Source organism: Streptomyces sp. NPDC005423 (assembly GCF_040606415.1).
Classification (GTDB): Bacteria; Actinomycetota; Actinomycetes; order Streptomycetales; family Streptomycetaceae; genus Streptomyces.
Map to the genome: position 1 here is coordinate 61520 of NZ_JBEXET010000004.1, position 13316 is coordinate 74835.

11 protein-coding genes are annotated in these 13316 nt (G+C 72.1%); 6 read left to right on the forward strand and 5 right to left on the reverse strand.

What is annotated here, in order from left to right; genetic code table 11:
* Positions 1-197: 197 nt before the first annotated feature.
* Together ABZT12_RS08090 and ABZT12_RS08095 are read left to right on the forward strand one after the other, a co-directional pair.
* Positions 198-1943 carry an MOSC and FAD-binding oxidoreductase domain-containing protein gene (locus tag ABZT12_RS08090; RefSeq protein WP_356379206.1) on the forward strand — a complete coding sequence of 582 codons (1746 nt, stop codon included), beginning with the start codon at positions 198-200 and terminating at the stop codon, positions 1941-1943.
* A 504-nt stretch (positions 1944-2447) separates the two neighbouring features.
* Complete coding sequence (locus tag ABZT12_RS08095; protein WP_356379712.1) at positions 2448-4070, forward strand: glycoside hydrolase family 76 protein; 1623 nt, start codon at positions 2448-2450, stop codon at positions 4068-4070.
* Positions 4071-4088: 18 nt separating this feature from the next.
* Here the strand turns inward: ABZT12_RS08095 and ABZT12_RS08100 are convergent, their stop codons facing one another.
* The gene (locus ABZT12_RS08100) at positions 4089-4520 is read right to left on the reverse strand and encodes a MarR family transcriptional regulator (RefSeq protein WP_356379209.1); all 432 of its coding nucleotides are present in this window, start codon (positions 4518-4520) and stop codon (positions 4089-4091) included.
* Between the two features lie 179 nt (positions 4521-4699).
* Between ABZT12_RS08100 and ABZT12_RS08105 the strand changes: the two genes are divergently transcribed.
* On the forward strand, positions 4700-6094 hold the full coding sequence (locus tag ABZT12_RS08105) for a DHA2 family efflux MFS transporter permease subunit (protein ID WP_356379715.1): 1395 nt from the start codon (positions 4700-4702) through the stop codon (positions 6092-6094).
* Positions 6095-6272: 178 nt separating this feature from the next.
* Here ABZT12_RS08105 and ABZT12_RS08110 read toward each other — a convergent pair whose 3' ends face one another.
* The 4 genes from ABZT12_RS08110 to ABZT12_RS08125 form a co-directional block, all read right to left on the reverse strand.
* Positions 6273-6461, reverse strand: coding sequence for an antitoxin (locus tag ABZT12_RS08110; RefSeq protein ID WP_356379212.1), 189 nt, complete (start codon positions 6459-6461; stop codon positions 6273-6275).
* Between the two features lie 102 nt (positions 6462-6563).
* Complete coding sequence (locus tag ABZT12_RS08115) at positions 6564-7565, reverse strand: TAXI family TRAP transporter solute-binding subunit (RefSeq protein WP_356379215.1); 1002 nt, start codon at positions 7563-7565, stop codon at positions 6564-6566.
* Entirely contained in the window at positions 7562-9007 is a 1446-nt protein-coding gene (locus ABZT12_RS08120) for a HAMP domain-containing sensor histidine kinase (protein WP_356379218.1), read from the reverse strand. The genes ABZT12_RS08115 and ABZT12_RS08120 overlap by 4 nt, the downstream gene beginning before the upstream one ends.
* Before the next feature lie 10 nt (positions 9008-9017).
* Positions 9018-9695: a response regulator transcription factor gene (locus ABZT12_RS08125; RefSeq protein ID WP_356379221.1), complete on the reverse strand. Its 678-nt coding sequence runs from the start codon at positions 9693-9695 to the stop codon at positions 9018-9020.
* A gap of 172 nt (positions 9696-9867) precedes the next feature.
* On the opposite strand from ABZT12_RS08125, the gene ABZT12_RS08130 reads away from it, so the two are divergent.
* The 3 genes from ABZT12_RS08130 to ABZT12_RS08140 are packed head-to-tail and all read left to right on the forward strand — an operon-like array spanning position 9868 to position 13242.
* Entirely contained in the window at positions 9868-10893 is a 1026-nt protein-coding gene (locus ABZT12_RS08130) for an amidohydrolase family protein (protein ID WP_356379224.1), read from the forward strand.
* A gap of 5 nt (positions 10894-10898) precedes the next feature.
* Positions 10899-11837 (forward strand): amidohydrolase family protein, encoded by a 939-nt coding sequence (locus tag ABZT12_RS08135; RefSeq protein ID WP_356379226.1) that lies wholly within the window; start codon positions 10899-10901, stop codon positions 11835-11837.
* Positions 11838-11883: 46 nt separating this feature from the next.
* Positions 11884-13242 (forward strand): MFS transporter, encoded by a 1359-nt coding sequence (locus tag ABZT12_RS08140; RefSeq protein WP_356379228.1) that lies wholly within the window; start codon positions 11884-11886, stop codon positions 13240-13242.
* Positions 13243-13316: the final 74 nt, after the last annotated feature.

Below are 13316 nucleotides of genomic sequence, written 5' to 3' on the forward strand. Positions count from 1 at the left end.
AGACGTACCCCTGCAACCAGCTTGTCCAGGTCCGCCGCTCCCCGCTTGGGCCGGTCGGTCCCCATCGCGTGGCCGTACGGGGTCGTGACGGCCGGCGGTCGGGCGGAGCGGCCCCGACCGAACGGCCGACGGGTCCGAGCGGCCCTGATGCGGCACCGTCTCCCCACGCTTTAGCATCGGCCCACAGGAGGTGCGTGATGGCGACGCTGCTGTCCGTCAACGTGGGGATGCCCGAGGACGTCGCCTGGCAGGGGCGGACGGTACGCACCGGAGTGTGGAAGTCTCCCGTGCCGGGGCCGCGGCTGGTGCGGCGGTTGAACGTCGTCGGCGACGGACAGGGGGACCTGGCCGGACACGGCGGCGAGATCCGTGCCGTACTCGTCTACCAGCTGGGGTCCTACCAGTACTGGCGGAAACAACTCGGCCGCGACGACCTGGACTTCGGAAGTTTCGGGGAGAACTTCACCGTCGACGGACTGGCCGACGAGGAGGTGTGTGTCGGCGACCGCTACCGCATCGGCGAGGCGGAGTTCGAGGTCACCCAGCCCCGTGTCACCTGCTACCGCCTCGGCATGCGCCTCGGCGAACCCACGCTGCCCTCCCTCCTGGTCGCCCACCACCGCCCGGGCTTCTACCTCCGGGTGCTCACCGAGGGGCACGTCGAGGCGGGCGACGAGATCATCCTGACCCGCAAGGGCCCTGAGAAGCTCAGCGTCGCCGACATCGACGCGCTGCTCTACCTCCCCCACCGCGACACCACGAAGCTGCGCAGAGCGCTCAACATCCCCGCATTGAGCCCCGGTTGGCGGCAGTCGTTCCGCGAACTCGCCGATGCGCCGCAGCCGGAAGCGGAGTCGGGACGACCGGGACCGGAACGCCCGGGACCGGGGTGGCCGGGCTTCAGGCGCCTGCGCGTCGCCCGGATCGTCCCCGAGACCCCGACCGTCTCGTCGGTCTATCTGGGCACCGTCGACGGCACCCCGCTGCCCGAGGCCCGTCCCGGCCAGTACCTCTCTCTGCGCCTCGCCGTCGGCGGTGCCACCGCCCCCGTGGTGCGCAGCTACTCCCTCTCCTCCGTACCCACCGCCGACACCTACCGCATCAGTGTCAAACACGAGCCGCACGGCAGAGCCAGCGACTACATTCACACGGCTCTCCGCTCCGGGGACCTGGTGGAGGTCGCCGCCCCGCGCGGAACGTTCGTGCTCGAAGAGGGCAGCCGTCCGATCGTCCTCGTCTCCGCCGGGATCGGTGCCACGCCGGTACTGGCCATGCTCGACCGGCTGGCCGCCGTACGGGACTCCCGCCCGGTCTGGTGGATCCACACCGCCCGCGACCCCGCTCACCATGCCTTCGCGGAAGAGACCCGCGCCCTCCTGGCCCGGCTTCCCCACGCGCACGAGCACGTCTACTACACGGCGCAGGGCATCAACTCCCCCGCGCCGCACGTCACTTACGGGCGTCCGACCGCCGGGGCGCTCGCGGCCATCGGGGTTCCCGCCGACGCCGACGTGTATGTCTGCGGTCCGCCCGGCTTCATGGCCGACGCGGAGGCCCGTCTGCGCGCTCATGGCGTGCGGCCCGAGCGGATCCACACGGAACTGTTCGGTGCCCTGGCGGCCGTCAACCCCGGTGTCACGCCGACCGCCGTGGTGCCTCCGCACCAACCGTCCGGTCCGGCGGGCCCCGGCCCGCTCGTCACCTTCGCGCGCAGCGGGATCACGACGCCCTGGTCACCCGCTCACGCCTCCCTCCTCGATCTCGCCGAGGCCTGTGACGTCCCCACCCGCTGGTCCTGCCGCACCGGCGTCTGCCACACCTGCGTCACCCCTCTCGTGTCGGGCGACGTCACCTACGCACCGGAACCACTCGAACGTCCCGAGTCCGGCACGGTCCTCGTCTGCTGCGGCGAACCGGCCACCGAAGTCGTCCTCGACCTCTGAATCCGTCGGGGCGGTACGCCGAGGTGTCGCGGCCGTCTGCGCGCGACACCCGCCCGGCCACTGCCACCTGGCCCCTCCCGCGCCGGACGCGGCGACCGGCTGACCGGCTGACCGGCTGACCGGCTGACGGTGCCAGCTGGCCCCGCGGCTTCCCTCGCACCTGGAAGGCGGAGCCTCCCCCACCATTGACAGGGACCCGCCAAGTCAGTTCACTGCCCAGGACGGGTATGGACCAGGGCTCGACTCCCAACAAGGGTGGTTGAAGTGCCTTCACCACAGGCCGACAACGTTGTCAGATCCCGGCTCGCGGGCTTCCTGCTGACCGTCGCGCTCGCGTGCGCGGCGCTGGTCCCCACCGCCGCTCCCGCCGCGGCGGCCCCTCAGGTGTGCGTGCTGGCCTGTGACACGCTGGACCCGTCACAGGCCCGCCAGGAGACCTTCCCGGTGCCCGACCAGGACCTCAACGGCCGCCGCCTGGAACTGCACGTGTCCGACGCCGACGACATGGCGTGGGCCAGCATCGACAACGGCGCTACCGGTGACTCGGTCTGGCTGGACCGTTCCTGGGACGGCGGCGCCACCTGGGAAGGACTGCTCGGCAAGGCGAGCGTTCCCGGCACCTGGACCGGCACCAGGACACTGATGTACGCCATCACCGACCCGCGCGGCCACCGACGCGGGCTGGTGCGGGCCTGCGGCGACGCCACAGGCGTCGGCTGCACGAACTGGGTCTACCCCACCGTCTGCGACACCCTCTGCGACGGCACCGACCCGGGCCGGGCGGCCGGCGACGACCAGCCGGTGCCGTCGACCACCCTCTACGGCCGCACCGTCCGACTCCACGTCGACCAGCGCGACTCCACGGCCTGGGCGAGCATCGACACCGGCGGCGCGGGTGACGAGATCTGGCTCGACCGCTCCTGGGACGGCGGCTCGACCTGGCCGGACGGTTCCTCGCTCGGCCGCACCAGCACGCCGTCCGGTGCCACCGGCACCCGTACCGCGATGTTCGCCACCCGTGACCCGCGCGGCCTCCTCTACGGCGGCGCGGTCCGCGCCTGCGGCCGGGAGGCCGGCCACAACGAGGGCACCTGCACGGCGTGGGCCAGGCCCGTACCGACCAGGGCGCGCGCGGCGGCCGACGCGCTCATGACGTCGTACGACCCCTACGACGGCTGGTGGCCCGGCAGTTGGTGGAACTCCGCCGCCACCCTCACCGCCCTCGTCGACTTCGCGAGGACCACCGGTACGCACGACTACGACTGGGTCATCGCGCGCACCTTCGACCGGAACAGGGGCCGGTTCGCCGCCGGCGTGCGCGGCACGGACCCGATCGAGGGCGACTTCGTCAGCCGCTCGATCGACGACTCGGGCTGGTGGGCCATCGCGTGGGTGGACGCCTACGACTACACCGGTGACGTCCGGTACCTCGACGAGGCCGTCACGATCGCGAGTTACGTCCAGCAGTACTGGGACCCGGGCACCTGTGGCGGCGGTGTGTGGTGGGACCGCGAACGCACCTACAAGAACGCCGTGACCAACGGGCAGTACCTGTGGCTGACCGCGGCGCTGCACCAGCGCGTCGCGGGTGACACCGTGTGGCTCCAGCGGGCGAGGACGGCCGCCGACTGGTACCGGTCCAGCGGGTTGATCGGCTCCTCGGGTCTGGTGAACGACGGACTGACCGCGTCCTGCGCCAACAACGGTGGCACCGTGTGGAGTTACAACCAGGGACTGGCCATCGGCGGCTTCACCGAACTGTGGCGGGCGACCGGCGACAGCTCCCTCCTGAGCACCGCGCGGATCCTGGCCGACGCCGCGACGACCAGTACGCGGCTGACCGTGGACGGGGTGCTCACCGAGTCCTGCGATGCCGGGTCGGCCTCCTGCGACGACAACCAGAAGCAGTTCAAGGGCATCTTCCTGCGGAACTTCGCCGACCTCGCGCGGGCCACCGGCTCGGGCGTCTACGGCGGTTACGTGCAGCGGCAGGCGGAGACGCTGTGGGCGCGGGACCGCACCTCCCTCAACACCCTCGGCGCGCGCTGGGCCGGATCGAGCCCCAACCAGACCGACTGGCGCACCCAGGCCTCCGCCCTGGAGGCGCTCACCGCCGCCGTGGGCTGACGGCAGCGGAGGGGCGTTTCAGGCCGTCGCCTCGCGGATGCGCGCCAGCAGGGTCCGCAACCGGGCACGGTCCTCCGGGTCCAGTCCGGCCGTCGCCTCCGCGAGGGCGCGGCGGTCCACCCGCTCCCCCGCCCGGTGGCACTCCCGGCCCCTGTCGGTGAGGCGGAGCAGGAACGCGCGGCGGTCGTGCGGGTGGCGGACGCGTTCCACCAGACCGTCGCGTTCCAGGCTGTCGACGATGCTGGTCGTGGTCCGTGCCGCGACTCCCGTCATCTCACTCAAGTCCCGCATGCGCAGCGGCTGTTGGGCTCGGGCGAGCATCCGCAGGGTGCGCAGTCGGGCGACCGACGCCCCGTCGGCGCGCAGCCGGATCTCCACGAACTGGCGCAGCCGGTGCGTCGTCTCGAAGAGCTCGTCGACCAGGACGTCGCTGCTGCCGTGCACTGCCATGGCGTTCCCCGTTCCGTGGTGACGTCCGAGTCTACGAGGTACCGAACTTCTGTGAGTACACACATAGTGAGTATGCTCAGCATGTGCTGCCGTTCCGACGCCCTCCCGTCCCGCCCGCTCTCTCCGTCCCGCGCTCCCGCCCCGGCCAACGCCTGGTCGTGCCCGTCATGTGCGTGTGTGTGACCTTCATAGCGATCGTCGACGGCGCGATCACCACCGTGGCGCTGCCCTCGATCGCTCGTCAGTTCGGGCTGACCACGGCCGCCCTGGACGGGGTGGTGGTGGTCTACCCGGTCTGCCTGGCCATGGCCATCCCCGCCTCCGCGTGGCTGGTCGAACGGTTCGGCGCCAAACGGGTCCTGCTCACCGCCCTGTTGGCCTTCCTCGGCTCGTCCCTGCTGTGCGGCGCCGCCCCCGACCTCGGCCGGCTCGTCGCCTTCCGCGCGGTCCAGGGGCTGTCCGCCGGGGTGCTCTTCCCCGCCTCCTCCGCGTTGCTCTTCAGCACCTTCGACTCGTGGGAGCAGGTGCGGATTTCGCGGTACATGATCATCCCGCAGCAGATCGCCCCGGCCGCCGCCCCGATCCTCGGCGGGCTGCTGGTGGACCACCTGTCCTGGCGCTGGGTGTTCTACGTCAACCTGCCGGTGGGGCTGCCCGCCGTCCTCTTCGGAGCGCTGTTCCTGGCCGAGCACCGCGGCCACCGGCCCGGCCGCTTCGACCTCACCGGGCTGCTGCTGAGCGCTGCCGCGCTGGGCGCCGTGATGTTCGGCATCTGCGAGGGCCCCAACCGCGGCTGGTCCTCGGTCGCCGTCGTCACCGCCCTCGTCGCCGGCACGGTCCTGCTCGCCGCCGCCATCGTCTTCGAACTGCGTACCGCACAGCCGCTGTTGAAGCTCCGCCTCTTCACCGACCGGCTCTTCCGGGACACCAACCTGATCAACCTGGTGGGTCTGGTTCCGATCATGGGCGCGATGTACCTCGGCCCGCTCTTCATCCAGCAGGGTCAGGGCCGTACCGCGCTGGAGTCCGGCACCAGCACCTTCCCCGAGGCCTTCGGTGTCCTGCTGACCGTCCAGATCGCCGGCGTCCTCTACTCCCGCGTCGGCCCCCGGATCATCGTCGGCTGCGGCCTGGCCTGGGTGGCGGCGGTCCTGCTGCTCTTCGCCACCTGCGACGCGCACACCGGTCTGTGGACCTTCCGGGCCTACATGCTGCTGCTCGGCATCGGAATGGGCGGGGTCTTCATGCCGACCACGGTGGCCTCGCTGGCCACCGTGGCCCGGCGCGACCTGGCCCAGGCCTCCACCCTCAACACCGTCGTACGGCAGACCGGAGGCGCCCTCGCTCCGGCGGCGGTGACCACCGCCCTGGTCCTCGGCACCCCTGCCGCCGCCGCGGCGAACCCGCCCGTCACCGCCTACCAGCACGCCTACCTCGTCCTCGCCGCCCTCGCCGCGGCCACCGCGCTCTTCGCCTTCACGCTCCCCGACGGCGCGGCCCGAGCCGCCGCCCGTGCCACCACGACGGTCGGCCGGACGAAGCCGGTGGCACGTCGGCGTGTGGACGCCGCCTGAGCCGACCGACGGCCCGGCGGCCACGTGTCCGGCGGGCCGGCGCGCGACCCGGACCGCCGCCTCACCCGGCCCCGGCGCAGCGGCTCAACTGCCGTTGGGGCGGCGGCACTTGGAGTGGGGCGGGCACATGGACCGCCCCACTCCCGCCGCTGCCGCTACGGCCGGTTCTGGTGTACCGCTACGGCCGGTTCTCGTGCCCGGGGTCGTCGCCCATCTGCCGCCTGAGCTGCTCCTGGGCGGAGTCGACCTGGCGGCTGTGCTTGTTCTGGGTCTTTTTGTCGACGTAGTCACCCGCCTTGTCCACACCCTGTCCGGCCTGGTCCTCGTGGCCCTTCATCATGTGCTTGAGCTTGTCCATCATGCCCATCGGGACTCCTTCCGCCGAAAGCTGTCCATCTCAGCATCGCGGCCTGTCGCACGGACCGCATCCGCTGGCGTGCGGGGCGCGGGGAACCCCGTCGGCCGGAGGTCAGCCGTGCAGCGCACGGTAGGCCGCCGCCGCCCCGGGGTGCAGGGCGATCCTCCCGGTGCCGATGAGGCTGCCGACGTCCAGGAACTGCGTGCCGACGGCGTTGCCGGGGACGAGCGCGCCGGCGCGCAGGACGAGCAGGCGGGTGAGCGCGCCGGCGACGTCCCGAGGGAGGTCGGAACGGCACACCAGCAGGTTGGACACGCCGATGGTGGCAACCCCGCCGGCCCTCCGGTACGCGCTCTGCGGCAGGGGCACCTCCTCCAGACCCGACCCGGCCCGCCCGGCCCGGCCGCCGAGCCTGGGCAGCAGCCCGGCCAGCGGCAGGAACCGTAGACCGGGCTGCTCGTCCAGGTCGGAGAGGGTGGGCAGCGGCACACCGCCCGCGACCAGCAGGGCGTCCACCGAGCCCGTCCGCATCGCGTCCGCCGCGGCGGCGAGCGGGAGATGGCGCACGGGGACGTCGGTGCCCGGGGCGAGACCGGCGGCGTGCAGGATCTGTTCGCCGAGGACGGCCGCGCCCGATCCGGCCGCGCCGAGCGAGACGGTGTGTCCGGCCAGGTCGGACACGGCGCGGACGGGGGAGTCGGCGCGGACGACGAACTGGAGGTAGGTCTCGTACACCCTGCCGATCGCGCGCAGCGGCACCGGCCGGGGGAAGAGGTCGGTGCCCAGGGCCGCCCGCGCGGTGTCGGTGAGGACGAGGGCGAGGTCGGCGCGGTGGTCGCGGAGCAGTTCGATGTTGGTGACACTGCCCGCGGTGGTGATGACGCGGCAGCTCAGACGGGGGTACGCGGCCCGGAGTCCGGTGGCGAGGAGGTGGCCGAAGGCCTCGTAGAACGCGGTGGGCTCGCCGGTCGCGATGCGCAGTACGCCGGTCGGTCCGGGGCGTTGCCGGGAGACGTCGCCGGTGAGCGCGGAGCCGAGGGCGGCCACGGCGGCGGAGCCGAGGGCGGCGTGCAGGAGGGCGCGGCGGCCGACGGGGGCGGGGTGGCCGGTCATCGCGCCGCGCCGGTCACGGCTCGCGGTACGGAGACCCTGGCCCGAAGCCCGTGCGGCCGTACCGCCGTCAGCTCCAGTCGCCCGCCGCGTCCGGCCAGCAGCTGTTCGACGATGGCCAGCCCCAGCCCCGTGCCGGCCGTCCCGTTTTGCTGCCGGCGGCCCGAGCGCCAGAACCTCGTGGTGGCGAGCGCGAGTTCGTCCGGTGCGAGGCCGGGGCCGTCGTCCGTGACCGTGAGGACCGCGCACCGCTCCTCGGCCGCGCAGCGCAGGGAGATCTCGGCTCCGGGCCCCGCGTACTTGATGGCGTTGTCGAGGAGGACGTCGGTGATCTGGGCGAGTTCGCGGTCGGTGCAGCCGGCCATGACCGGGGTCGGGCCGGCCCCGAGCGTGAGGCGTGCGCCGGCGCGCCGGGCGAGCGGCTCCCACAGGCGGTACCGCGCGGCCGTCACGGCGGTGGCGTCGCAGTGGGCGTCCGAGTCGTCGGCCATCGCGAGCTCCCCGGCGCGGTGTTCGGCGGTGGCGAGGGCGAGCATGTCGTCGAGGAGGGTCTCCAGGCGGTCCAGCTCCGTGGTGACGCCGGTGTACATGCGGTCGGCGGAGGCGGGGAGGTGGGTGTGCAGGGCGTCGACGCGCAGCCGGAGCGCCGCCATGGGGTTGCGCATCTGGTGCGAGGTGTCGGCGACGAGCCGGCGTTGCTGTTCCAGGGCGGCGGTGACGGTGCGTGCCATGCGGTTGAAGCCGATCGCGAGCTGGCGCAGCTCGGGCGGCCCGCCGACGGGGGTCTCCCGGCTCGGGCGAAGCCGGGAGTCGGGGAGGGTCCGGTCGGGTGGGAGTCCCGCGGCGAGCCGGCCGACGGCGCGGTCGAGGCGGCGCAGCGGGCTGACCACCCACCCGGTGGCGGCCCGGGCGAGGACCGTGCAGGCGACGGCGACCAGGGCGGTGCCCGCGAGTACGGCGGCCCAGCGGCGGGTGACGTCCCGCGCCGCGGTCGCGACGGAGGCCCGCAGCACGACGGCCCCGGAGACCCGGGTGCCGGTCCCGGCGGGCTCGGCGAACATCCGGTGCCCGCGCGACCAAGGGCGCAGGGCGGCCGTGGGATGTGCCGTCCGGTTGCTCAGCGCCGCGTCGAGGAGCCGGGCCACGGCGGGATCGGCGGCGCGCATCCCGCCGGTCTGCACGACGGGGTCGCGGCGGGTGTCGGTGACGACGAGTGGCTCTCCGTACAGCTGTGTGTAGCGTCGCGCCTCGGCGGTCAGGGCCGCGGTGTCGCCGGTGGAGGCGGCCTGGTCCATGAGGGACGCGAAACGGTCGAGGTCGGTGCTGCGGGCGAGGACCAGCTGCTGGGTGCGGTCGGAGGCGGTGAACAGCAGCAGCGGCACGGCGAACGCGGCGACCGCGATCACGACGAACAGCAGCAGTACGGCCTGGACCCTGGTGCGCATGGTCCGGCCCTCAGTCCCCGGGGGTGGCGTCGTCACCGAAGCGGTAGCCGAAGCCCCGGATCGTGGTGAGGAGTGCGGGGCGGCGCAGCTTGGCGCGCAGCTGGGTGAGGTGGACGTCCAGGGAGCGGGAGACCGCGTGGTGGGTGTCGCCCCACACCTCGTCCAGGAGCTGCTCGCGGCTGACCGCCCGGCCCGCCCGTCCGGCCAGAACGGCGAGGATGTCGAACTCCTTGGTGGTCAGCTCGACCTCCGTGCCGGCGACCCGGACCCGGCGCGCGTCGACGTCCACCTCGATGTCACCGGCGCGGACCGTCCGTACCGGCGGGCCGCCGCGCGCCGCGTGCCGCCGGGTGACGGCGTCGATCCGGGCGAGCAGCTCGGCGAGCCGGACCGGCTTGACGAGGTAGTCGTCGGCGCCCAGCCGCAGTCCCCGGACGACCGAGCGTTCGTCGCCGCGGGCCGTGAGGATGACCGCGGGCAGGTCGCTCACCGCCCGGAGCGCCCGCAGCACGTCCAGGCCGTCGGTGTCGGGCAGGCCCAGGTCGAGAAGGAGCAGGTCGGAGCTGCGGTGGTAGGTCAGCACGTCCCGGCCGTACCGGACCCGTCTGGTGATGTGGCCGTGGTCGTAGAGGACCTCGACGAGCGCCGCGGCGACGCCGTCGTCGTCCTCGGCCAGCAGTACCTGCACCGGGCCCACCTCGTTTCAGCCACTTCGGTCTTCGCAACCGAATGTAGACCACACCGACCGGGGACCCGCCGCTGTGTTAAGGGCAGGTTAGTTCTGTGTGCGGGTCTCTCGCCTGCGAGTTCGCCGTGGAGCCAGGCTGCACGGCACCCAGCAGCCCGAGAAGGACGCCGTAATGATCATCGACTGTCACGGTCACTACACGACCGCCCCGCCGGCCCTGGAGGCGTGGCGCGCCCGGCAGACCGCCTCCCTCACCGATCCGTCGGTGGCGCCCGCCCGCGCGGATCTGCGCATCAGCGACGACGAGCTGCGCGAGTCCATCGAGCCGAACCAGCTGCGGCTGATGGACGAGCGCGGTATCGATCTCACGGTCTTCTCGCCGCGCGCCTCGTTCATGGCCCACCACATCGGAACGTTCGCCACCTCCGCCGCCTGGGCGGCGATCTGCAACGAACTCTGCCACCGGGTGGCCCGGTTGTATCCGGAGCGCTTCGCCGCCGCCGCGATGCTGCCGCAGTCCCCCGGCGTCGACCCGGCCACCTGCGTCCCCGAACTCACGCGCTGTGTCAAGGAGTTGGGTGCCGTCGCGGTGAATCTCAACCCGGACCCCTCGGGCGGTCACTGGACCGCCCCGCCGCTCACCGACCGCTCCTGGTACCCCGTGTACGAGAAGCTGGTCGAGTACGACATCCCGGCGATGATCCATGTCAGTACGAGTGTCAACCCGGCCTTCCACACCACCGGCGCGCACTACCTCAACGCCGACACCACGGCGTTCATGCAGCTGGTCCAGGGTGACCTGTTCGCCGACTTCCCGACCCTGCGGTTCGTCATCCCGCACGGCGGCGGCGCCGTCCCCTACCACTGGGGCCGCTTCCGGGGACTGGCGATGGCGCTCGGCAAGCCACCGCTGGAACAACACGTCCTGCGCAACGTCTACTTCGACACCTGCGTCTACCACCAGCCGGGCTCCGACCTCCTCTACGACGTCATACCGGCCCGCAACATCCTCTTCGCCTCGGAGATGATCGGCGCCGTACGGGACATCGACCCGTGTACCGGCCACCACTTCGACGACACCCGTCGCTACGCGGAGGCCGCCCAGCTGTCCGCGGAGGACCTGGCGGCGGTCCATGAGCACAACGCCCGTTCCGTGTACCCGCGTCTGGACGCGCTGCTCAAGAGTCAGGGCCGGTGAGGCACATGAGCACTCCTTCCGCGCGGACGCCTCTCGCCCCGAAAACGCCCGGCTGGCTGGACTGGTACCAGAATCCCTCCGAGCCCGCGTTCCGGCTGCCGCCGGGAACCGTGGACACCCACTGCCATGTCTTCGGCCCGCAGGCGGAGTTCCCGTTCGCGCCGGAGCGCAAATACACCCCGTGCGACGGCGGCAAGGACGAACTGTTCGCGCTCCGCGACCACTTGGGCGTGGCCCGCAACGTCGTCGTACAGGCCACCTGCCACGGCGCGGACAACGGCGCCATGCTCGACGCCGTCCGCGCGGCGGGCGGCCGGGCCCGCGGCATCGCGACCGTTCGTCCGGACATCGACGAGCGGGAGCTGCTGGCACTCGACGCGGCCGGCGTGCGCGGCGTGCGCTTCAACTTCGTACGGCGTCTCGTCGACACCTCGCCCGAGGACGAGCTGCGGACGATCGCCAAGAGGATCGCCCCGCTCGGCTGGCACGTCGTCCTCTATTTCGAGAGCGTCGACCTGCCCGAACTGGAGGGTTTCTTCGGGTCGTTGCCCACCCCTCTGGTGGTGGACCACATGGGACGCCCGGACGTCACCCGGCCGGTGGACGGCCCGGAGTTCACCCGCTTCCTGCGCTTCGTGGAGGCCAACGACGCGTGGGTGAAGGTGACCTGCCCCGAGCGCCTGAGCGTGACCGGGCCCGCCGCGCTGAACGGCGAACGGCGCGCCTACGACGACGTCGTGCCCTTCGGCCGCCGCGTCCTGCGGGAGTTCCCGGACCGCGTGCTGTGGGGCACCGACTGGCCGCACCCCAACCTCACCGACCACATGCCGGACGACGGCCTCCTCGTGGACCACGTGCCCCGGGTAGCGGTCACCGAGGAGCAGCGGCACCGGCTCCTCGTCGCCAACCCGATGCGCCTGTACTGGCCCGACGAGCAGGTCTGATCACCCAACTCCCGCACAAGCCACCCCACTTCGACAAGGGCCGCCCATGCGACACTCCAACGCGCTGAACCGACTTGACCGGCTCCCGATCTCCCGGTTCCACCGAGTCACCCTGCTCGCCGTCGCCTTCGCGTACTTCTTCGAGTTCGCGGACATCAACAGCTTCGCCACCACCGCCCCGAAACTGGTCAAGCTCTGGGGCCTGACGGTCAATCAGATCGCCTACGTCACCTCGCTGTCGTTCGTCGGCATGTTCCTCGGCGCGATCGTCGCGGGGTCGATCGCCGACCGGTGGGGCCGTAAACGGGCGCTGCTGTGGACGACGTTGTTCTTCGGCGTCTCCTCGTTCGCGGCCGTCTTCTCCTGGAACCTGGCCTCCCTCGGCGTGTTCCGCGTGCTGACCTCGGCGGGCCTGTCGGCGATGACCGTGGTGGGGGTCGTGTACGTCAACGAGCTGTACCCGTCGGCGACCCGCGGCAAGTACCAGGCGTACGCCATCGCCCTCGGCATCTGCGGCACACCCGTCACCAACCTCATCGCGAGCGCGGTCGTGCCGCTCAACGACTGGTCGTGGCGGCTGGTCTACCTCTGGGGCTCCCTGGGCATCCTGCTCGTCCTGTTCACCCGCCGCCTCACGGAGTCACCGCGCTGGCTGGAGAGCCAGGGCCGGCACACCGAGGCGGACGCGATCCTGACGCGGATCGAGGCGAGCGTCACCGAGGAGCAGGGCCCCCTGCCCGAGCCCGCGCCGCCCGTCGAGGAGGCACCGTCGTCGAAGGCGCCGCTGCGGCTGCTCCTGCGCAAGAAGTACCTGTTCCCGACGCTGCTGCTCACCGTGGTGTGGACCACGCAGACCATCGGCTTCTTCGGCTACTCCAGCTGGGCGCCCACCCTGCTGGCCAAGGAGGGCTTCAGCGTCGAGAAGTCCGTCTTCTACGTGGCCCTGACGACGATCGGCGCACCGCTCGGCTGCTATCTCGCGTCCCTCATCACCGACCGGTTCGAACGCAAGTGGTGCCTGGTCGCCTTCGGCGCGGTGATCGCGCTCTGCGGCCTGCTGTACGGGCTCACCTTCGACCCGCTCCTCATCGTGGTGTTCGGCTTCCTGGTCAACCTCTTCGAACGCGGCTACACCGCCCTCGCCTACGCCTACTCCCCCGAACTCTTCGACAACCGGAGCCGCTCGCTGGGAACCGGCGTCTCCTACGGCCTCGGCCGGCTGTCGAACGCCGCCGGTCCGCTGATCGTCGCGGCCCTCTACAACGGCCACGGGTACCGCAGCGTCTTCTTCTTCATCGCCGGTGTGTGGGTGGTCGGTGCGATCGTCCTGGCCGTCCTCGGCCCCCGCACCCGCTCGGCCCGGCTCGCCGAGGCGGAGCGCAAACGGGTGCGCGTCCCGGCCTGACACCGGCCGAGCAGAGGTGGGGGGCGGGGACGTCGCCGTAAAGAACAAACAGAAAGGGCGGCCGGGCCGCGCAC

Coding starts and splice junctions, on each gene's coding strand:
- ABZT12_RS08090 (WP_356379206.1), top strand. CDS start 198: ATGGCGACGCTGCTGTCCGTCAACGTGGGGATGCCCGAGGACGTCGCC.
- ABZT12_RS08110 (WP_356379212.1), bottom strand. CDS start 6,461: ATGGGCATGATGGACAAGCTCAAGCACATGATGAAGGGCCACGAGGAC.
- ABZT12_RS08100 (WP_356379209.1), bottom strand. CDS start 4,520: ATGGCAGTGCACGGCAGCAGCGACGTCCTGGTCGACGAGCTCTTCGAG.
- ABZT12_RS08130 (WP_356379224.1), top strand. CDS start 9,868: ATGATCATCGACTGTCACGGTCACTACACGACCGCCCCGCCGGCCCTG.
- ABZT12_RS08120 (WP_356379218.1), bottom strand. CDS start 9,007: ATGCGCACCAGGGTCCAGGCCGTACTGCTGCTGTTCGTCGTGATCGCG.
- ABZT12_RS08115 (WP_356379215.1), bottom strand. CDS start 7,565: ATGACCGGCCACCCCGCCCCCGTCGGCCGCCGCGCCCTCCTGCACGCC.
- ABZT12_RS08095 (WP_356379712.1), top strand. CDS start 2,448: ATGGCGTGGGCCAGCATCGACAACGGCGCTACCGGTGACTCGGTCTGG.
- ABZT12_RS08140 (WP_356379228.1), top strand. CDS start 11,884: ATGCGACACTCCAACGCGCTGAACCGACTTGACCGGCTCCCGATCTCC.
- ABZT12_RS08135 (WP_356379226.1), top strand. CDS start 10,899: ATGAGCACTCCTTCCGCGCGGACGCCTCTCGCCCCGAAAACGCCCGGC.